The organism is Polaromonas sp. P4_F4, from assembly GCF_056401355.1.
In genome coordinates this window covers 54,683-73,628 of record NZ_JBFUJO010000014.1, presented here as the reverse complement: position 1 = coordinate 73,628, position 18,946 = coordinate 54,683, and the positions used below count along the sequence as shown (strand labels likewise).

At 64.1% G+C, this 18,946-nt stretch carries 17 protein-coding genes; 15 read left to right on the top strand and 2 right to left on the bottom strand.

Annotation, left to right across the window (positions count from 1 at the left end):
- Positions 1–145 precede the first annotated feature (145 nt).
- The 11 genes from AC1DUR_RS15615 (at position 146) to AC1DUR_RS15565 (ending at position 13,233) form a co-directional block, all read left to right on the top strand.
- Entirely contained in the window at positions 146–352 is a 207-nt protein-coding gene (locus tag AC1DUR_RS15615; RefSeq protein WP_477719885.1) for a formate dehydrogenase, read from the top strand.
- A gap of 33 nt (positions 353–385) precedes the next feature.
- On the top strand, positions 386–3,361 hold the full coding sequence (locus AC1DUR_RS15610) for a formate dehydrogenase subunit alpha (RefSeq protein WP_477719884.1): 2,976 nt from the start codon (positions 386–388) through the stop codon (positions 3,359–3,361).
- Positions 3,362–3,548: 187 nt separating this feature from the next.
- Positions 3,549–4,169, top strand: a complete 621-nt coding sequence (fdh3B, locus tag AC1DUR_RS15605) for a formate dehydrogenase FDH3 subunit beta (protein WP_477719883.1) — start codon at positions 3,549–3,551, stop codon at positions 4,167–4,169.
- Positions 4,166–4,396, top strand: a complete 231-nt coding sequence (locus AC1DUR_RS15600) for a hypothetical protein (RefSeq protein WP_477719882.1) — start codon at positions 4,166–4,168, stop codon at positions 4,394–4,396. The genes fdh3B and AC1DUR_RS15600 overlap by 4 nt, the downstream gene beginning before the upstream one ends.
- 47 nt (positions 4,397–4,443) lie before the next feature.
- A complete protein-coding gene (locus tag AC1DUR_RS15595; protein ID WP_477719946.1) occupies positions 4,444–5,619 on the top strand; it encodes a formate dehydrogenase subunit gamma in 1,176 nt (391 codons plus the stop codon).
- 24 nt (positions 5,620–5,643) lie between these two features.
- Complete coding sequence (locus AC1DUR_RS15590; protein WP_477719881.1) at positions 5,644–6,042, top strand: hypothetical protein; 399 nt, start codon at positions 5,644–5,646, stop codon at positions 6,040–6,042.
- Between the two features lie 62 nt (positions 6,043–6,104).
- Positions 6,105–7,121: a formate dehydrogenase accessory sulfurtransferase FdhD gene (locus tag AC1DUR_RS15585; protein ID WP_477719880.1), complete on the top strand. Its 1,017-nt coding sequence runs from the start codon at positions 6,105–6,107 to the stop codon at positions 7,119–7,121.
- 23 nt (positions 7,122–7,144) lie between these two features.
- Entirely contained in the window at positions 7,145–8,695 is a 1,551-nt protein-coding gene (locus AC1DUR_RS15580) for a C13 family peptidase (RefSeq protein WP_477719879.1), read from the top strand.
- A gap of 34 nt (positions 8,696–8,729) precedes the next feature.
- Positions 8,730–11,291 (top strand): ABC transporter permease, encoded by a 2,562-nt coding sequence (locus tag AC1DUR_RS15575; protein ID WP_477721749.1) that lies wholly within the window; start codon positions 8,730–8,732, stop codon positions 11,289–11,291.
- 189 nt (positions 11,292–11,480) lie between these two features.
- A complete protein-coding gene (locus AC1DUR_RS15570; RefSeq protein WP_477721748.1) occupies positions 11,481–11,921 on the top strand; it encodes a group II truncated hemoglobin in 441 nt (146 codons plus the stop codon).
- Between the two features lie 217 nt (positions 11,922–12,138).
- A complete protein-coding gene (locus AC1DUR_RS15565) occupies positions 12,139–13,233 on the top strand; it encodes a patatin-like phospholipase family protein (protein ID WP_477721747.1) in 1,095 nt (364 codons plus the stop codon).
- Positions 13,234–13,242: 9 nt separating this feature from the next.
- Here the strand turns inward: AC1DUR_RS15565 and AC1DUR_RS15560 are convergent, their stop codons facing one another.
- A complete protein-coding gene (locus tag AC1DUR_RS15560) occupies positions 13,243–13,917 on the bottom strand; it encodes a Smr/MutS family protein (RefSeq protein ID WP_477721746.1) in 675 nt (224 codons plus the stop codon).
- Between the two features lie 20 nt (positions 13,918–13,937).
- Positions 13,938–14,612: a RadC family protein gene (gene radC / locus AC1DUR_RS15555; RefSeq protein WP_477721745.1), complete on the bottom strand. Its 675-nt coding sequence runs from the start codon at positions 14,610–14,612 to the stop codon at positions 13,938–13,940.
- 129 nt (positions 14,613–14,741) lie between these two features.
- Between radC and AC1DUR_RS15550 the strand changes: the two genes are divergently transcribed.
- From AC1DUR_RS15550 to serS, 4 genes are all read left to right on the top strand, one after another.
- Entirely contained in the window at positions 14,742–15,215 is a 474-nt protein-coding gene (locus tag AC1DUR_RS15550; protein ID WP_011481908.1) for an FKBP-type peptidyl-prolyl cis-trans isomerase, read from the top strand.
- Entirely contained in the window at positions 15,212–16,213 is a 1,002-nt protein-coding gene (gene ispH, locus AC1DUR_RS15545; protein ID WP_477721744.1) for a 4-hydroxy-3-methylbut-2-enyl diphosphate reductase, read from the top strand. Before AC1DUR_RS15550 ends, ispH begins: the two co-directional genes overlap by 4 nt.
- 8 nt (positions 16,214–16,221) lie before the next feature.
- Positions 16,222–17,163: a threonine/serine dehydratase gene (locus AC1DUR_RS15540; RefSeq protein ID WP_477719871.1), complete on the top strand. Its 942-nt coding sequence runs from the start codon at positions 16,222–16,224 to the stop codon at positions 17,161–17,163.
- Between the two features lie 343 nt (positions 17,164–17,506).
- Positions 17,507–18,865, top strand: a complete 1,359-nt coding sequence (serS, locus tag AC1DUR_RS15535) for a serine--tRNA ligase (protein WP_477719870.1) — start codon at positions 17,507–17,509, stop codon at positions 18,863–18,865.
- The last annotated feature ends 81 nt before the right edge of the window (positions 18,866–18,946 follow it).

Here is an 18,946-nt window from a genome sequence, read left to right as displayed (position 1 = left end):
GGGGCACAGGGACGATAAGAAAGCTTATCGTTTTCCCCTAATCTCCATGTTTGGATGATGCAAATTGTTGTGGCGCTCCACGCTCTGACGTACAGTGTGTATGCAAACCGTTGCATACATGCCAGCAGCCTCCTTGGAGACAAAGATGCAGGACAGCCAGCCAAAGCCCTCGCGCCGGGGCTTCTTCTTCGGTGCAGCCGCCACGGGCGCAGCAGCCGCAGCCATCGTGGCCTTGCCGGGCGCACAGCTACCGCAAGCCGCGCCCCAGGAGGCCAAGCCGGCACCTGAAAAAGGCGGTGGTTACAGCCTGTCAGAGCACGTCAAGCGTTACTACAAAACCACGCGCATCTAATTTCATCCTGTTTTCCTTTTCACGGAGAGCTTCATGCTGCTCACGAAAAAACCTCACGCAACCCCAGGCAATCTGGCGCATCGTGCCGGTTCGGCGCGTTTTGTCGAAAGCCTCTCGCGCGGCCTGTCCAATGCCATCCCCACCATGGACCGGCGCGCCTTCCTGCGCCGCTCGGGCGTGGGTGTGGGGGTCGGCCTGGCAGCCACGCAGCTGACACTGGTTAAAAAGGCCGGGGCGGCAACGCCGGGCGCCACGGATGGCAGCGGAAAAATCGAAGTCAAGCGCACCGTGTGCACCCACTGCTCGGTAGGCTGTGCGATTGATGCCGTGGTTGAAAACGGCATCTGGGTTCGCCAGGAGCCGGTGTTTGATTCACCGATCAACCTGGGGGCCCACTGTGCCAAGGGCGCTGCGGTGCGCGAGCACGGGCATGGCGAATACCGCCTGCGTTACCCGATGAAGCTGGTGAATGGCAAGTACGAGCGCATCAGCTGGGACACCGCCCTCAATGAAATCACGGCCCGGATGGTGGAGCTGCGCAAGGCCAGCGGGCCCGACAGCGTCTACTTCATCGGGTCCTCCAAGCACAACAATGAGCAAGCCTACCTGCTGCGCAAGTGGGTGAGTTTGTGGGGCAGCAACAACTGTGACCACCAGGCCCGTATCTGCCACTCCACCACGGTGGCCGGCGTCGCCAACACCTGGGGCTACGGCGCGATGACGAACTCCTACAACGACATGCAGAACAGCAAGTGCGCGTTGTACATCGGCTCCAATGCGGCCGAGGCGCATCCAGTCAGCCTGCTGCACATGCTGCACGCCAAGGAGACCGGCTGCAAGATGATCGTGGTCGACCCGCGCTTTACGCGCACGGCGGCCAAGGCAGACGAATACATCCGCATCCGCTCGGGCTCGGACATCCCGTTCCTGTTCGGCATGCTGTACCACATCTTCAAGAACGGCTGGGAAGACACGAAGTACATCAATGATCGCGTCTACGGCATGGACAAGGTCAAGGAGGATGTGATGGCCAAGTGGACGCCCGACAAGGTGGAGGAAGCCTGCGGCGTGCCGGAAGCGCGCGTCTACATGGCCGCTGAAGCGATGGCCAAAAACCGGCCGTCCACCATCGTCTGGTGCATGGGCCAGACCCAGCACACCATTGGCAATGCCATCGTTCGCGCCTCCTGCATTTTGCAGCTGGCACTGGGCAATGTCGGCGTATCCGGCGGCGGCACCAATATTTTCCGCGGCCACGACAATGTGCAGGGCGCCACCGATGTGGGGCCCAATCCCGACTCCCTGCCGGGCTACTATGGCCTGGCGGAAGGATCGTGGAAGCACTTTTCCAAGATATGGGGTGTTGACTTCGAATGGATCAAGGGGCGTTATGCCTCGCCCGCCATGATGGGCAAGCCCGGCATCACCGTCTCCCGCTGGATCGACGGCGTGATGGAGAAAAACGAACTCATTGACCAGGAATCCAACCTGCGCGGGGTGTTCTTCTGGGGCCATGCGCCCAACTCCCAGACCCGTGGCCTGGAGATGAAGCGCGCCATGGACAAGCTGGATTTGCTGGTCGTCATTGACCCTTATCCTTCAGCCACCGCGGCCATGGCGGCGATGCCGGGCAAGGCTGAAGACCTCAATCCAAACCGCGCGGTGTACCTGCTGCCAGCGGCAACCCAGTTTGAGACCAGCGGCTCGGTGACGGCCTCCAACCGTTCCCTGCAGTGGCGCGAGAAAGTGATTGAGCCGCTGTGGGAAAGCCGCACCGATCACATGATCATGCACCAGTTCGCCGAGAAGCTGGGCTTTGCCAAAGAGCTCTCCAAGAACTACAAGATGCAAAAGGTCAAGGGCATGGACGAGCCCATGCCGGAAGACATTCTGCGCGAGATCAACAAGACCTGCTGGACCATTGGGTACACCGGGCAGAGCCCCGAGCGCCTGAAGGCGCACATGCGCAACATGCATCTGTTTGACGTCAAGACCCTCAAGTCCAGGGGCGGCATCGACAAGGAAACCGGCTATGACACGGCGGGGGATTATTTCGGCCTGCCGTGGCCCTGCTACGGTACGCCGGAACTCAAACACCCCGGCTCCGCCAATCTCTATGACACCTCCAAACATGTCATGGAGGGTGGCGGTAATTTTCGCGCCAACTTCGGCGTGGAAAAGGACGGCGTCAACCTGCTGGCCGAAGACGGCTCGCACTCGCTGGGCGCCGACATCACCACCGGTTATCCGGAGTTCGACCACTTGCTGCTCAAGAAACTCGGCTGGTGGGATGAGCTGACTGAGGCTGAAAAAGCCGCAGCCGAAGGCAAGAACTGGAAAACGGATTCATCGGGCGGCATCATCCGCGTGACCATGAAAAACCATGGCTGCCACGTGTTTGGCAATGCGAAGGCCCGTGCGGTGGTCTGGAATTTCCCGGATGCGATTCCGCAGCACCGCGAACCGCTCTACGGCATTCGCCCCGATCTGGTGGCCAAGTACCCGACGCATGACGACAAGAAAGCCTTCTGGCGCATGCCGACGCTGTACAAGACCATCCAGCAGAAAAACATTGCCGACAAGGTGCACGAGAAATTCCCGCTGATCCTGACCTCCGGCCGGCTGGTTGAATACGAGGGTGGCGGCGAAGAAACCCGCTCCAATCCCTGGCTGGCCGAGTTGCAGCAGGAGATGTTCGTCGAAATCAATCCAAAAATCGCTGCGGATAGAGGCATTCGCAATGGTGAGCGTGCCTGGGTCAGCACGCCGACCGGTGCTCGCCTGAATGTGCAGGCCCTGGTGACGGAGCGGGTGGGGCCGGACACCGTCTTCATGCCGTACCACTTCTCCGGGCGCTGGCAGGGGGCTGACATGCTGGCCTACTACCCCAGTGGCGCGCACCCGGTCGTGCGTGGCGAGGCGGCCAACACCGCCACCACCTATGGCTACGACAGCGTGACGATGATGCAGGAAACCAAGACGACGATCTGCAACGTCGAGAGAGCTTGAATATGGCCCCCACGCTTTTCACTACGTGTAATACGCTGCCCCCCGAGGGGGCTGCTGCGCCTGCGGCCCGGCAAAGCCGGTTCCGCGGCCCCTGCTTGGGCGGAGCCTCCGCGCCAGCTTTCGCGGCCCCTTGCTGGGGCAGAGCCCCACGCCAGCTTCCGATCGAAATATTTTTTCTGGAGACGCCATGGCACGCATGAAATTTGTCTGTGACGCCGAGCGCTGCATTGAATGCAACGGCTGCGTCACCGCCTGCAAGAACGAGAACGAAGTGCCGTGGGGTGTCAACCGCCGACGCGTGGTGACGCTCAACGACGGCGTTCCCGGCGAAAAGTCCATTTCGGTCGCCTGCATGCATTGCAGCGACGCGCCGTGCATGGCCGTTTGCCCGGTCAATTGTTTTTACCGCACCGATGAAGGTGTGGTGCTGCACGACAAGGATGTCTGCATCGGCTGCGGTTACTGCTCCTATGCCTGCCCATTCGGCGCGCCGCAGTTTCCGGCGGCCGGCACCTTTGGTGTGCGTGGCAAGATGGACAAATGCACCTTTTGCGCAGGCGGTCCGGAGGTCAATGGCAGCCAGGCCGAATTTGAAAAATATGGCCGCAACCGCCTGGCCGAAGGCAAATTGCCGGCCTGCGCCGAGATGTGCTCTACCAAGGCCCTGCTGGCCGGTGACGGCGATGTGATCGCTGACATCTTCCGCAACCGGGTGGTGCAGCGCGGCAAAGGTGCCGAGGTCTGGGGCTGGGGAACAGCGTACGGTTCGAAACAGGCCGGCCAGCCGCCCGCGGGAGGCAAATCATGACGCGCTTTTTCATCCTTCTCTCAACCCTTGCTGCCGTGGCAGGATTGTCAGCCTGTGGCGAAAAACCGCAATCCATGGGTGGCGTGAAAAGCGATGTCGCGCCGTTTCAGGGGGTTGAGAACCAGTTTGCGGCACCGGGGTGGAAGCGCGGCGACAAGACCAGCTGGGAGCAGGGGCTGAAAGCCCGTGCACAGAACACCCAGAATGAATATTCCAAGGCAAAGTGAGCGGAGGCTCTATGGAACTGGAACGCGCGCGATCGGCGGTATTTTTCATGGCGTTTGCCTGGGCCGGACTGACCGGGGCGCAGACGCCTGCGCCCCAGCCACCCCAGGCCTCGGGCGTTGTTACTCCCGCTCCAGCAGCGCCGGCCGCATCAGCTGCGCCCGGGGCATCCGGCGGGATTCAGGGCCAGAACATTTTTGACGTCAAACCCGACGCGAGTGCCGATCCAAACTATGCCAAGCAGACCAACGCGGAGCGCGCCAAAGTCCAGCCCGGCAACAATGCGCCCATGTGGCGCCAGGTCGGCCAGGGCGTCACCGGCTACAGCAGCCTGCCCAAAAGTGAAGCGCCGGAAGCCGGCAACCTGATTCAGCCTTTTGTGCAATACCCCGGCTCGCGCCTGACCAATGCGGGTGAAGCCTGGCGGCAGGTGCGCAATAACTGGCTGATTCCGTATGGCGGCGCGCTGCTGCTGATCGTCGTGCTGGCCATCGCGATTTTTTACTTCAGCAAGGGCACCATCAAGACGCACGGTGCGGAGACAGGCCGAAAGATTGAGCGTTTCACGCCGTTTGAGCGCGCGGCACACTGGTCCAACGCCACGGCATTTGTCATTTTGGCCGTGTCCGGTGTGGTGATGGCCTTCGGCAAGTTTTTTCTGCTGCCGGTCCTGGGCAGCACCCTGTTTGGCTGGCTGACCTACGCACTTAAAAACCTGCACAACTTTGCAGGCCCCGTGTTTGCCGTGTCCCTGCTCATTGTGTTTGTGACCTTCCTGCGCGATAACTGGCCGCAAAAAGGCGATCTGAACTGGCTGCTCAAGGGAGGTGGCTTGATCTCCGGTGCGGAACCGGCGTCCAACCGGTTCAACGCCGGTGAGAAAGTGATTTTCTGGGGCGGTGTGTTTTTCCTGGGTGTGGTGGTGGTGTCATCGGGCCTGGTCCTCGACAAGCTGCTGCCGGGCCTGGTGTACGAGCGCGCGACCATGCAGATCGCGCACATGGTGCATGCGGTGGCCACCGTGCTCATGATGTGCATGTTCCTCGGTCACATCTACATTGGCACCCTCGGCATGCAGGGCGCCTTCAAGGCCATGGGAACCGGCTATGTGGATGAGACCTGGGCGAAGGAGCATCACGAGTACTGGTATGACGACGTGAAGGCGGGCAAGATCCCCCGCCAGCGCAGTGAGCCTGCGCCACCTGGCCAGACAGTACAGGTTTAAAGCAGTGAGGACAGCGAGGACGCCATGAAAAAACTGATTCGACTTTTGACCTGGAGCCTGCTGGCAGGTGTGCCTGCGCTCGCGCTGGCCAAGCTGCCGCCCCTGAACGACGAAGCCAAGGCCAAAGCCGCCGAGGCGGCTGCCAAGACCGCGTGGACGGGCAAGGTCGAGGCCTACCAGCTGTGCAAGGCGCAGGACAAAGTGGCGGCCAGCTATTACAAATCCGCGAAGGCGGCAGGCAAGGAAACCAAGCCGCCCGCGGCAGCGCCGGCCTGCGCGGATCCCGGCGCCTTTACCTATGCGGCGCCAGAAGCGGCCAAGCCCATCGAAGCCTCGGGCGCGCATTCTCCGGCCCCTACCGCAACCAGCCCTCCCAGCACCAAGCAGCCCGATGCGGTGGTGAACCCGGCCAAAAAGTCCTGAAACCTCATACCCCTGAAAGGCCGGCCCGCGAGGGACCGGCTTTTTTGTTGTAGTCTTCATTCATGTACCCGCCGCCGCCCCTGCTTTTGCCCCGCCTGACGCTTGCCCAGGCGCCCCTGACCTGCGAGATCGACGCGGTCAATGAATATGGCGAGCATCTAAAGGTCTCCATTCCCGCCGAGCGTTCGCTGACGGTGTATGTCGACAAACGCGAACTGGTCACGCTCATGACGCTGGGCGCGCATCCTGAATGGCTGGTGCTCGGCTACCTGCGCAACCAGCGGCTGGTCAAGTCGGTGCAGGACATCGAATCCATCACCGTCGACTGGGAGGTGGGCGCCGCAGCCGTCAAAACCCGCCACGGCATTGAGGACATCGAGGAAAAAACAGCCCGGCGCGTGGTCACCACCGGCTGCGGCCAGGGCAGTGTATTTGGCGGCCTGATGGACGAGGTGGACCAGATCGAGCTGCCCGCGGACGCGCACATCACGCAAAGCCAGCTCTATGAGCTGGTCAACACCATCCGCCTGAAGGAGACTACCTACAAGTCCGCTGGTTCAGTCCACGCCTGCGCCTTGTTCCAGGTGGCGGACGACCGCGCCGGCATGCTGCTGTTCGTGGAAGATGTCGGGCGGCACAATGCCATCGATACGATCGCCGGCTGGATGTGGATGCAAGATGTGGCCCCCACGCTTTTCGCTGCGCGTAATGCGCTGCCCCCCGAGGGGGCGCTGCGCCTGCGGCCCGGCAAAGCCGGTTCCGCGGCCCCGGCTGGAGAAGAGGGGGACTCCACGCTCGGCACTTCACCCACCGCTCTCGGCCTGGAAGGCCTGGTGTTTTATACGACCGGCCGCCTCACCAGCGAGATGGTCATCAAGTCGGCCCAGATGGGCGTGCCTATCGTGGTGTCCCGCAGCGGTATCACCCAGATGGGGCACCAGGTGGCGCAGTCGGTCGGCCTGTGCGCCATTGGCCGTGCGACCAACAAGCGCTTTATCTGCTATGCCACGCCCGAGCGGCTGCATCTGCAGCCCGAACTGGCCGGACCCAACCTGCGGACGCCGGTGGCCGAATCCTGAACGTGGCGTGGCATGATGCCGCCATGAGTGAGCAACCCATCCAGTCCACGCTGCCGGGTATTCCGGACGTTCCCGCTTCCTCCAGCAGACCAAGGCCTGATTCATCCGGCTACCTGTCCGTCAGCCGCTGGCTGAAGGAAGGTCTGCGTGCGGCCTTTTTTTTGACCCCCCGGGTCGCCGGACAGGTGCCTGCACCGTGGCAGGCGTTCCTGTTGACGCTGCTGGTTTTGCTGGTGGAAGTGGCCGCGCCGCGCATGGAGATCGATGGGCCTGCCCGCTTCAGTGTGCAGGCCTGGTTGTCGGGCTGGTGGACGCTGGCTGCTTTTATCGGACTGGCCTGGTGGGCCTTTCCGGCGAAGCCCAGGCCGGACGTCTCCGCAGCGGCGGACAGCCCCCGCCTGGCCGGCGTCGCCACCTGCGTTGTGCTGTGGCTGATCGCGTCCCTCCCCAACACCTTGCTGTATGAGGGCCTGACCGCAGCCATTGTCCATGGCTGGGTCAAGGGCCGGGTGTTCTCGGCGCCCTGGCTGTATTGGGCGTTTTACCTCGTGTTCACCGCATGGTCGTTGGGTATCAGCTTCTTTCTGATTGTGCGTTTCGCGGGCTGGACCTGGCGTGCGGCGGTGTTTGCGCTGGCCCTCATCGCGACCACGGGCCTGACGTTGTGGCAATTCGAGGCCCGTGCGTGGGAGCCGGACTATGCGCGCAAAGCTGCGGTGGAAGACGACAAGCCCAGGCTGCACCTGACCCAGCAAACCCTGGAGATGCAGCAGGCCTTGTGGCAGCGCACCCTCGCCGCCATCGCGCCCGAACGCCCCGGGGTGGCCGACGTCTACGGGCTCGTGTTTGCCCCCTATGCCTCCGAAGATGTTTTCCTGCGCGAAAGCACCCTGGTGAGCCGCGTCCTGGCCGAGCGCTTTGACGCCGGCGGCCGCGTGATTCACCTGTTGAACCACGGCAGCACTGCCGCGACCCATCCCTGGGCCACCCCGCTTAATCTGCAGCGGGCCATTGAAGCGCTGGCGCAGCGCATGGACCGGGACAAGGACGTGCTGGTCGTCTACCTCACGTCCCACGGCGCCCGCGATTTCAAGCTCGCCGCCTCGCACTGGCCGCTGGAGGTCGAAGCACTGAGCCCCAGCGTGTTGCGGGAGGCGCTGGACAAGGCCGGCATCCGCAACCGCGTGATTGCGGTCTCGGCCTGCTACTCCGGCGGCTGGGTGGACGTGCTGGCCAACGACAACACGCTGGTCATGACGGCAGCGGACGCCACCCACACCTCGTACGGTTGCGGCCGCCTGTCCGAGCTCACCTTTTTTGGCCGGGCGATGTTTGACGAGCAGCTGCGCAAGACCCATTCCTTTGAGCAGGCCTTTGCCCGTGCCGTCCCGTTGATCAAACAGCGCGAGATCGACGCCGGCAAGGAGGACGGATTTTCCAACCCCCAGATCAGAGTGGGCGCCAACATCGGCCCGGTGCTGCGTGCGCTGGAGCAGCGGCTCGATGCGTTGCCGCAGGCCAATGCGCCGGCCGGCGCCTCATCCCGGGCCGATACCGAGAAAGCCCGGCCTTGAACTGGGGGCGCACGCTTTGAGGTAAGGTTGCCACATGCACTTTTTGTTTCTGAAGCTCGGCTGGAGATCGCTGCTGCGCGATTTGCGGGCCGGTGAGTTGCGCCTGCTGATTGTGGCCGTCACGCTGGCCGTGGCTGCGCTGACCGCGGTGGGGTTTTTTGCCGACCGGCTCAAGGGCGGATTGCAGCGTGACGCGGGGCGATTGCTGGGCGGGGATGCGGTGGTCCGCAGTGATGATGTGACCCCGGCCGCCTTTATCGCCAAAGCCCGGGCGCTGGGCCTGCAGTCCGTGTCCACCGTGACCTTTCCCACCATGGGCCGGGCCCCCGATGAAGAGGGCGGGCAGGCCAAGCTGGTGGCATTCAAGGGCGTGCCGGAAGGCTACCCCTTGCGTGGCGCCATGAAAGTTTCGGACAGCCTGGAAGGCGCTGGACGGGACACCCGCGACATCCCCGCCCCCGGCACCGCCTGGGCCGATGCCTCGCTGCTTGACGCCCTGGGCCTGCAACTGGGCCAGACCCTGTTGATGGGCGAGTCCAGCTTCAAGCTGACCCGCATCATCGTGCAGGAACCGGACCGCGGCGCGGGCTTCATCAGCTTTTCGCCGCGCGTCATGGTCAACCAGGCCGATGTGGCCGCCACGGGCCTGATCCAGCCCGCCAGCCGCACCAATTACCGCTTCGCTGTCGCGGGGGACGACAAGGCCGTCAAGGCCTACGTGAAATGGGCAAGCGAGGAGATCAAGAAGCCGGCGGAGCAGTCCGGCATTCGCGGCGTGCGCCTGGAGTCGCTGGAAAGCGGCAGCCCCGAGATGCGCCAGACGCTGGACCGTGCCGAGAAATTCCTGAATCTGGTCGCGCTGCTGGCGGCCTTGCTGAGCGCCGTGGCAGTGGCCATCGTGGCGCGCGGCTTTGCCGCCAAGCACCTGGACGACTGCGCCATGCTGCGGGTGCTGGGCCAGTCGCAGCGCACCATTGCCCTGGCCTATGGTTTTGAGTTTGCGCTGACCGGCCTCGCAGCCAGTGCGCTCGGCGTGATGATTGGGTTTGCGGTGCACTACGGGTTTGTGGTGCTGCTGGCGGGCCTGGTGGAAACGGCATTGCCCGCGCCGACCTTCTGGCCCGTGGCTTTTGGCATGGGCATGGGCCTCACGCTGCTGCTTGCTTTTGGTTTGCCGCCGGTGCTGCAGCTGGCACAGGTGCCGCCGCTGCGCGTGATTCGCCGCGATGTCGGCAACCTGAAGCCGGCGTCCATGGCCGTGCTGGGTGTGGGCGTGGCCGGTTTTGCTGCGCTGCTGGTGGCCGCCAGCAGTGACCTCAAGCTCGGGCTGATCGCAGTCGGCGGTTTTCTGGGGGCTGTGCTGGTGTTTGCGCTGGCCAGCTATGCCGCCATCAAGTTGCTGCGCGTCAGCGTGAACGAGGCCACCGCGCCGCGCTGGCTGATGCTGGCCACCCGGCAGCTGTCGGCGCGACCGGTGTATGCGGTGGTGCAGACCAGCGCGCTGGCCGTGGGTTTGCTGGCGCTGATGCTGCTGGTGCTGCTGCGCACTGACCTGATCAGCAGCTGGCGCAAGGCTACGCCGCCTGATGCGCCCAACCGCTTTGTGATCAACGTGCAGCCCGAGCAGGGCGATGCCTTCCAGCAGGCCCTGCGCGATGGCGGCGTCAAAAAGTTTGACTGGTACCCCATGATTCGCGGCCGTCTGGTGGCGGTGAATGGCAAGGCCGTGACGCCCGATGACTTTGAGGACGACCGCGCCAGGCGCCTGGTCGACCGCGAGTTCAATTTGTCCAACAGCGCTGTGATGCCCACGCACAACCAGCTGACGGGCGGGCGGTGGACGGCAGGCGAAAAAGACGCCATCAGCGTGGAGGAGGGCCTGGCCAAAACGCTGGGCCTGAAGCTCGGCGACGCCCTGCGCTTTGACATTGGCGGCCAGCTCAGCGAGGCGAAGATCACCAGCCTGCGCAAAGTCGACTGGAGCTCGATGCGGGTCAACTTTTTTGTGATGTACCCGGTGGCGCAGTTGCCGGCCGATGTGCCGGTGTCCTTCATCAGCGCCTTCCGCGCGCCCGAGCCGGTCCTTGCGGTGAACGGTCAGCCCCGTCCCCAGAGTTTTGACAATACCCTGGTCAAGGCGTTTCCCAATATCACCAATGTCGACATGAGCAGCACGCTGGCCCAGGTGCAGCGCGTGCTCGACCAGGTGATACGTGCCGTGGAATTCCTGTTTGGCTTTACGCTGGCGGCCGGCGTGGTGGTGCTGTTTGCTGCCATCACGGCCACGCGTGAAGAGCGCGCCCGCGAGTTCGCCATCATGCGCGCGGTGGGCGCGCGCGCCTCGCTGCTGCGGCAGGTGCAGCGCGCCGAGCTGGCGGGCGTCGGCCTGCTCGCCGGCTTCCTGGCTTCGCTCGTCGCGCTGGCGGTGGGCTGGGGGCTGGCGCGCTTTGTGTTTGAATTCAGCTGGACCGGTTCCTGGACGGTGCCGGTCTTCGGCAGCCTGGCCGGCGCGGCCCTGGCGCTTGCGGCGGGGTGGTGGGGACTGCGTTCGGTGCTGAACACGCCGGTGGTCGAAACCTTGCGCAAAGCCACCTGACTGGCATGAGTTCTTGCACACCTTCCCGTCAGCTCTCACCCCAACCCTCTCCCAGAGGGCGAGGGGGCAAGATAATCCAGAGAGCAGGCCAGAATTTTTTTACGCCCTCTCCCTCTGGGAGAGGGTGGGGGTGAGGGCTCTACGTTAAGCACGCAGATCTCTCAACCAGCCACTTATCCAAGCACCCGCATGCAGATCGAAGAGAAACCCCCCGGCAACCCGCCGTTTGAAACCCCGTTCGCCTGGATAGGCGGCGAGGAGCGCGTCAAGGCCGTGGTCGAGCGCTTTTATGACCTGATGGACCTGGAGCCGGGCTACGCGGCCCTGCGTGCGGCGCACGGCAGCACGCTGGACAATGCCCGGCAGCGCCTGTTCTGGTTTTTGTGCGGCTGGTTGGGCGGGCCGCAGCATTACACCGATCGCTTTGGCCATCCGCGCCTGCGCATGCGTCACATGCCGCAGCAAACCGGCGGCGGCGCCATCGGCTCTATCGGCATCCTCGAGCGCGACCAGTGGCTGGCCTGCATGGACCAGGCCATGCGCGAGACCGGCGTGGACGACGCCCTGCGTACCCGGCTCAATGCCTCGTTTTTCCAGACGGCTGACTGGATGCGAAATCGTGGCGAGTGAAGTCTGTTAGCCCCCACGCTTTTCACTGCGTGTAATACGCTGCCCCCCGAGGGGGCCGCTGCGCCTGCGGTCTGGCGAAGCCAGTCCCGCGGCCCCTGCTGGAGGGAAGAGCCCCCACGGTTGCTCGCTGCGTGTAGCTCTCGAGGCCTTGCAGGCCGCGGCTCGCGGGACGCTGCGCCTCTGTCGCCTGTCCAAACCTAGTGTGGCGGGAACGGATATGAAGCCCATCTACCTTGCCCTTTCGGGTGGAGGAATGCGCGCCATGGTCTTTCACTGCGGCGTGTTGAAGTCCCTGGCGGAGCATGGGGCGCTGGAACACGTGAGCAAGGTCTCCACCGTGTCCGGCGGAAGCCTGCTGGTGGGCCTGCTCCTGCAGCTCAATGGCATGCGCTGGCCGACCAGCGGCGAGTACCTCGAGGCGCTGTTGCCGGAGCTGAAGGAGGTGCTGACCACCACGGATTTGCAGAAGGCCGCGATGCGGGCCATGCTGCGCCCGGCCAACTGGCGCTTTGCCCTGTCCCGCGCCAATGTGCTGGCTTCGGCCATTGGCAGCACCTGGGGTGTTGATGCCCTTCTCGATGAACTTCCTGCATCGCCGGTCTGGTCGATCAATGCCACCACCGCCGAAACCGGCAAGCGCGCCTGCATTGAAGGCGGCCAGTTGCGCGACTGGACGCTGGGGTCCACCCCGCTGAAGCGGTTTCCGCTGCGCGACGCCATGGCCGTGTCGGCGGCCTTTCCCGGGTTGATAGGCCCTTACGTCCTGCGAGCCGACAGCTTCGACTGGGACCTTCCGATGTATGCGTCGGGTGATGAGGCCCGGCCGGCGGAAGACCGCTTCGCCAGAATTCATCTTTACGACGGCGGGGTCTATGACAACCTCGGGCTTGAGCCGTTTTTTGATGCCGGCTTCGGCCCGAAGCCGAAAGTTGACGGCGTGATCATTTCGTCCGACGCAGGCGCGCCCTTGCCCAAAGGCTTCGATATGGGGCGGCTGAACCTGTTCCGGCTCAAGCGCGTGGCCGACATCATGTCTGACCAGACCCGGGCGCTGCGTGCGAGAGGGCTGATGGCCTATGCGTGGAAAGAAAGCGGGCGCGCCGCTTATTTGCGGCTTGGCGCCACCGCCCAGGACATCGCCAGGCGATCGGGCGCCGCATGCCCCGCCGGCAACTGGCTCGACAGGGAGAGCGTAAAGACTGCAGCCGCGTACCCGACCTCGCTGAAAAAGGTGCCACTGCAGACCTACGAACTCCTCTTCAGGCACGGCTACGAATCCGCCGCCATCGGGCGTGCCGTGTTCGGGTTGTGACAGTCTGCCTCAGCCCTGCGCCAGCAACACCACCAGCGCCCCGGCGCCGCCTTCGGCCGGCCGGGCCTGCACGAAGGCCAGCACTTCCTGCTTCTGGATCAGCCAGCTCTGCACTTTGCCCTTGAGTACCGGCGTCTTGCCCGGCGAGCCCAGCCCCTTGCCGTGCACCACGCGCACGCAGCGCCAGCCGGTTTTGTGGGCGTCCTTGATGAACTGGGCCAGCGCCTCGCGGGCGTCCTCGCGCCGCAGGCCGTGCAGGTCGAGCTGGCCCTGGATGCTCCAGCCGCCGCGGCGCAGCTTGCGCACCACGTCCGGCCCCATGCCGGGCCGGCGAAAGCTCAGGGCCTCGTCGGTATCCAGCAGGCTTTCCACATCAAACTCGTCCGAGATGGCTTCGCGCATCACGGCCAGCTCGTCGCGCTGCTGCTGCACCGCAATGGGCGCGGGCTGCGCCGGCGGCAGGCTGGCCCGGTGGCCCGGATTGCCGGGCAGGTGCCTGGCCGGCAAGGCCTTGACGGGGCCGACGGCGCGTGAAAAGAGTTCCTTTTCGGCTTTGGCTTTTGCCGCGGCGGCCAGGCGCGCAGCCTGCTGTTCAGCGGCCTGCCGGGCGCGCGTTGCGATTTCCAGCTTGACGGCCTTGAGATCCTTCAGGTCCTTCAGGCGTTTAGGGGTGGGGGTGTTCATGATGCGTGGATGGCTTGATGCTAGAGCAAACCCAGCTCGGCCATCGACACCGCCTGGGTACTTGTCACCACAAAATGGTCGAGCACGCGCACATCCACCAGCGCCAGCGCGGACTTGAGGGTTTGCGTCAGCGCCTCGTCGGCGCGCGAGGGCGTGGCGGCGCCGCTGGGGTGGTTGTGCGCCAGCACCACGCTGGCGGCGTTCAGCGCCAGTGCCCGCACCACGACTTCGCGCGGGTAGACGCTGGTTTGCGTCAGCGTGCCGCGAAACAGCTCTTCCAGGGCAATCAGGCGGTGCTGGCTGTCCAGAAACAGCACGGCAAAGATCTCGTGCGGCCGGCTCCCCAGCTGCAGCTGCAAATAGTCACGCACGGCCTGCGGTGTGGAAAACAGCGCCTTTTCCTTCAGTTCTTCGGCCAGCGCACGGCGGGCCAGTTCCAGCACCGCAACCAGCTCGGCCCGTTTGGCCGGGCCCAGGCCCTTGATGCATTTGAGCGCTTCGGGCCCGGTGTGCAGCAGCCCGGCGACGCCGCCGAAGGTGTCCACCAGTTCCTGGCCCATTTGCAGCGCATTCTTGCCGGGCAGGCCGGTGCGCAGCAGCAGCGCCAGCAGTTCGGCATCGCTGAGGGCGCCGGGGCCGCGCGCCAGCAGTTTTTCTCGGGGGCGGGCGTCCTCGGGCAGGTCTTTCAGCAGCATGGGGGAAGGGGTCCGATCAGGGAGAGGGAGCGGGGCAAATCCGGCTTTTCTCCCGGACATGGCTTACTTTCTACAATAGAGGCAGTTTACAAACAGTTGTTGGCCGCCCCCGCCGGCCCAGAGAGTTTTATGCCCCCCGTGGAAACCACCGCTCCCGCACTTGTCCAGCCAGGCTCTTTCCTGACCCTGCATTACCGCATGGCCGGCCCGGACGGCGCCGACATCATCAATACCTTTGGCGGCAAGCCGGCCACGCTGAGCCTGGGCACCGGCGAGTTGTCGCCCGCCATCGAGCAGCGCCTGCTGGGCCTGCCTGAGGGCACGCGTACCACGTTCGAACTGGCCGCCGGTGCGGCCTTTGGCGAGCGCAACCCCACCCTGGTGCAATGGGTGGCGCGCAAGCTGCTCAATGAGCTGGGCGATCCCGACGAGCAGTACAAGGTCGGCGATGTGGTGCAGTTCCCCACGCCGGACGGCATGGGCCAATACGCCGGCGCCGTTCAGCAGGTCAAGGAAGGCGGCGATGCCGTGCAGTTTGACTTCAACCACCCGCTGGCCGGCCAGCCGGTGGTGTTTGAAGTGCAAGTGATTGGCGTTTTATGAATACCGCAGACAAACGGCTTGACGAAATCCTGCTCGCCGAGCCGCGCGGCTTTTGCGCCGGTGTCGACCGGGCCATTGAAATCGTCGAGCGGGCGCTGACCAAGTTTGGCGCACCGATCTACGTGCGCCATGAAATCGTGCACAACACCTATGTGGTCAACGAGCTCAAGGCCAAGGGCGCGATCTTTATTGAAGAGCTGTCCGACGTGCCGCCGGGCGCCACGCTGGTGTTCAGCGCCCATGGCGTGAGCAAGGCCATCCAGGACGAGGCGCGCGCCCGCGGCTTCCAGATTTTTGACGCCACCTGTCCGCTGGTGACCAAGGTGCACGTCGAAGTGGCCAAGCTGCACAAGGAAGGTTACGAGTTCATCATGATCGGCCACAAGGGCCACCCCGAGGTGGAGGGCACGATGGGCCAGCTCGACAGCGGCATCCACCTGGTGGAAGACGTGGCCGACGTGGCACGCATCACCCCCTCGCAAACCGAGCGGCTGGCCGTGGTGACGCAAACCACGCTGAGCGTGGATGACGCAGCCGAGATCAGCGCGGCCGTGAAGGCGCGCTTTCCGCAGGTGCGCGAGCCCAAGCAGCAGGACATTTGCTACGCCACGCAAAACCGGCAGGACGCCGTCAAGGTGCTGAGCCCGCAGGTGGACATCCTCATCGTGGTTGGCAGCCCGACCAGTTCGAACAGCAACCGTCTGCGCGAGCTGGCCGCCAAGCTGGGCACTGAGGCCTACATGGTGGACGACGCCAGCGAGCTGCAGGAGTCATGGTTCGAGGGCAAGAGCCGCGTCGGTCTGACGGCCGGCGCCTCGGCCCCGGAGATACTCGTCAAGCAGGTGATAGATCGCATCCGGGCGCTGGGCGCGGTCTCCGTGCGCAAGATGGACGGGATAGAGGAAACCATCAAGTTTCCGCTGCCCAAGGGCCTGAAGGTCGATGCCCAGGGCCATATGCTGGACGTCGGCGACAGCCAACTCCATCAACTGACCTGACGCCGGCCATGACCAGCCGCTATCAAATCGAGAACTGCCTGGGCGTGTTCAATCAGGCTTACAGTCACTTTATTCGTCAAACCCCGTTGTGGAAACTGCCGGGCAAGGCGGTGGGTGTGGCCTGCGCTGAAGTCTGGCTCAAGCTGGAGCATTTGCAGACGGGCGGCAGTTTCAAGGCGCGTGGCATGCTGAACCGCCTGCTGTCCAATCCTATACCGCCCAGCGGCGTGATCGTGGCGTCGGGTGGCAATGCAGGCATTGCCACTGCGGCAGCCGCCAAAGAGCTGGGTGTGCACTGCGAGGTGTTTGTGCCTGAAGTGTCCAGCCCGGCCAAGCGCGCCCGTCTCGCCGCGCTGGGCGCCCGGGTCGTGGTCACGGGCGCGGCTTACGCCGACGCGCTGCAGGCCTGCCTGGCGCGCCAGCGGGAAACCGGCGCGCTGCTCACGCACGCCTATGACCAGCCCGAAGTGCTGACAGGGGCCGGCACGATGGCGCTGGAGATCGAGCAGCAGGGCGGCGTGCCGGACTCCGTGCTGGTCAGCGTCGGCGGCGGTGGCCTGATTGGCGGTGTGGCCAGCTGGTTTGAACAGCGCAGCCGTGTCGTGGCGCTGGAGCCTGAACTGGCCCCCACGCTGTTCAAGGCCCGCGAGGCCGGCGAGCCGGTGGACGTCGCCGTCAGCGGCATTGCAGCCGATTCTCTGGGCGCCAAACGCATTGGCGGGCTGGCGTGGGACGCGACCCAGGCCCATGTGCGTGATGCGCTGCTGCTCAGCGACGAATCCATCCGGGCGGCGCAGTCTTGGCTCTGGAACGAATTGAAACTGGCCGTTGAACCCGCCGCCGCGTTGCCGCTGGCCGCGTTGCACAGCGGCCGCTACGCGCCGCGCGCTGATGAAAAGCTCTGCCTCATCATTTGCGGCGCCAACCTGGACCCGGCGTCGCTTGTCTGAAATTAAATTGGCGCAAAAGGGGCTTCTGGTGTGGTGTTGCACGCTATCCGGCACCTAAAACCGCGTCTTTTCGTCCATGGCGGCGTTGCAAATCCGCGCAATAGCGGGGCTATTGCTGTGGTTTGCGCCTTGCCCTGACCAAAAATCCATCGGTTTTATTGGCGCCGTCAAGCATGCAACACCACACTAGAAATTCGATCTTCGGGATGCAGGGCAAGGCGCACGGAGCCGCAGGACACCGGAATGCACTTGAGTGCATGAGGATTCCGAGCACCGAGCACCGCGCAACGCTGCCATGCGCCCGGGAATCGGATTTATAGAAGTCCCGAAATACAATCCCCCCATGCTAGACATCAACCTGCTCCGCAAAGACCTGCCCTCGGCCATCGCCCGCCTGGAGATGCGCAAGAGCCCGCAAGCTTTCCTTAATGTGCAAGCGTTCCAGGCCCTGGAGGCCGAACGCAAAGCCCTGCAAATCCGTACGGAAGAGCTGCAAAGCCAGCGCAACACCCTGTCCAAACAGATCGGCCAGCTCAAGTCCAAAGGCGAAGACGCCAGCGCCGTCATGGCACAGGTGAGTGCTTCCAAGGCCGAACTGGAGTCCTCCGCAGCCCGGCTCGACCAGATCCAGACCGAGCTGCAGGGCCTGCTGCTGGCGGTGCCCAATTTGCCGCACGAATCGGTGCCGCTGGGTGCCGACGAGCAGGGCAATGTGGAAGTGCGCAAATGGAGCCCGATCGAAGGCCCGGGCGGCGAGCCGCCGGCCTTCGCATTCGAGGTCAAGGACCATGTGGACGTGGGGCAGCCACTGGGGCTGGACTTCGAGTTGGGCACCAAGCTCACGGGCTCCCGCTTCACCGTGATGAAAGGCCAGCTGGCCCGCCTGCACCGCGCGCTGGCCCAGTTCATGCTCGACGTGCAGACGCTGGAGCACGGCTACACCGAGTGCTACACGCCGTACATCGTCAATGGCGACTCCCTGCGCGGTACGGGCCAACTGCCCAAGTTCGAGGGGGATTTGTTTCGCGTGGAAGCTGGCTTGGGTTTGGCGACTGTTCATGATGAGCAGATCGCGGAGTTGACCAAGCGCTCTTTGTATTTGATTCCCACGTCGGAAGTGCCGCTCACCAACTTCGTGCGCGACGAGATCGTGCCCGAGGCGCAACTGCCACTGAAATTCACCGCCCACACACCGTGCTTTCGCTCCGAAGCCGGCAGCTATGGCCGCGACACCCGCGGCATGATCCGCCAGCACCAGTTCGACAAGGTGGAAATGGTGCAGATCGTGCATCCGGAGAAAAGCTACGAAGCGCTGGAAGACATGACCGGCCACGCCGAGATGATTTTGCAAAAGCTTGGTCTGCCTTATCGCGTCATGTTGCTGTGCACCGGCGACATGGGGTTTGGCGCCAGCAAGACCTACGACCTCGAGGTGTGGCTGCCCGCCCAGAGCACCTACCGCGAGATCAGTTCGATCTCCAACTGCGAAGCCTTCCAGGCGCGCAGGCTGCAGGCCCGCTTCAAGAACGCGCAAGGCAAAAACGAGTTCGTGCACACCCTGAACGGTTCCGGCCTCGCCGTCGGCCGCACCCTGGTGGCCGTGCTGGAAAATTACCAGCACGCCGACGGCACCGTCGAGGTGCCGTTGGTGTTGCAGCCCTATATGGGCGGCGTGACGGTGCTTGCACCGTCGGCTGGGTAATTTCGGTGAAGGCTAAGCTTCGCGCAGCGAAGTTAAGCGAAGCGGCCGCAACCAAAATTACCAGCACCTGAACCTGTGAGA

Excerpts from the sequence above, each read along its gene's own strand:
- AC1DUR_RS15615 (WP_477719885.1), top strand. The coding sequence starts at position 146 with ATGCAGGACAGCCAGCCAAAGCCCTCGCGCCGGGGCTTCTTCTTCGGT.
- AC1DUR_RS15610 (WP_477719884.1), top strand. The coding sequence starts at position 386 with ATGCTGCTCACGAAAAAACCTCACGCAACCCCAGGCAATCTGGCGCAT.
- fdh3B (WP_477719883.1), top strand. The coding sequence starts at position 3,549 with ATGGCACGCATGAAATTTGTCTGTGACGCCGAGCGCTGCATTGAATGC.
- AC1DUR_RS15600 (WP_477719882.1), top strand. The coding sequence starts at position 4,166 with ATGACGCGCTTTTTCATCCTTCTCTCAACCCTTGCTGCCGTGGCAGGA.
- AC1DUR_RS15595 (WP_477719946.1), top strand. The coding sequence starts at position 4,444 with ATGGCGTTTGCCTGGGCCGGACTGACCGGGGCGCAGACGCCTGCGCCC.
- AC1DUR_RS15590 (WP_477719881.1), top strand. The coding sequence starts at position 5,644 with ATGAAAAAACTGATTCGACTTTTGACCTGGAGCCTGCTGGCAGGTGTG.
- AC1DUR_RS15585 (WP_477719880.1), top strand. The coding sequence starts at position 6,105 with ATGTACCCGCCGCCGCCCCTGCTTTTGCCCCGCCTGACGCTTGCCCAG.
- AC1DUR_RS15580 (WP_477719879.1), top strand. The coding sequence starts at position 7,145 with ATGAGTGAGCAACCCATCCAGTCCACGCTGCCGGGTATTCCGGACGTT.
- AC1DUR_RS15575 (WP_477721749.1), top strand. The coding sequence starts at position 8,730 with ATGCACTTTTTGTTTCTGAAGCTCGGCTGGAGATCGCTGCTGCGCGAT.
- AC1DUR_RS15570 (WP_477721748.1), top strand. The coding sequence starts at position 11,481 with ATGCAGATCGAAGAGAAACCCCCCGGCAACCCGCCGTTTGAAACCCCG.
- AC1DUR_RS15565 (WP_477721747.1), top strand. The coding sequence starts at position 12,139 with ATGAAGCCCATCTACCTTGCCCTTTCGGGTGGAGGAATGCGCGCCATG.
- AC1DUR_RS15560 (WP_477721746.1), bottom strand. The coding sequence starts at position 13,917 with ATGAACACCCCCACCCCTAAACGCCTGAAGGACCTGAAGGATCTCAAG.
- radC (WP_477721745.1), bottom strand. The coding sequence starts at position 14,612 with ATGCTGCTGAAAGACCTGCCCGAGGACGCCCGCCCCCGAGAAAAACTG.
- AC1DUR_RS15550 (WP_011481908.1), top strand. The coding sequence starts at position 14,742 with ATGCCCCCCGTGGAAACCACCGCTCCCGCACTTGTCCAGCCAGGCTCT.
- ispH (WP_477721744.1), top strand. The coding sequence starts at position 15,212 with ATGAATACCGCAGACAAACGGCTTGACGAAATCCTGCTCGCCGAGCCG.
- AC1DUR_RS15540 (WP_477719871.1), top strand. The coding sequence starts at position 16,222 with ATGACCAGCCGCTATCAAATCGAGAACTGCCTGGGCGTGTTCAATCAG.
- serS (WP_477719870.1), top strand. The coding sequence starts at position 17,507 with ATGCTAGACATCAACCTGCTCCGCAAAGACCTGCCCTCGGCCATCGCC.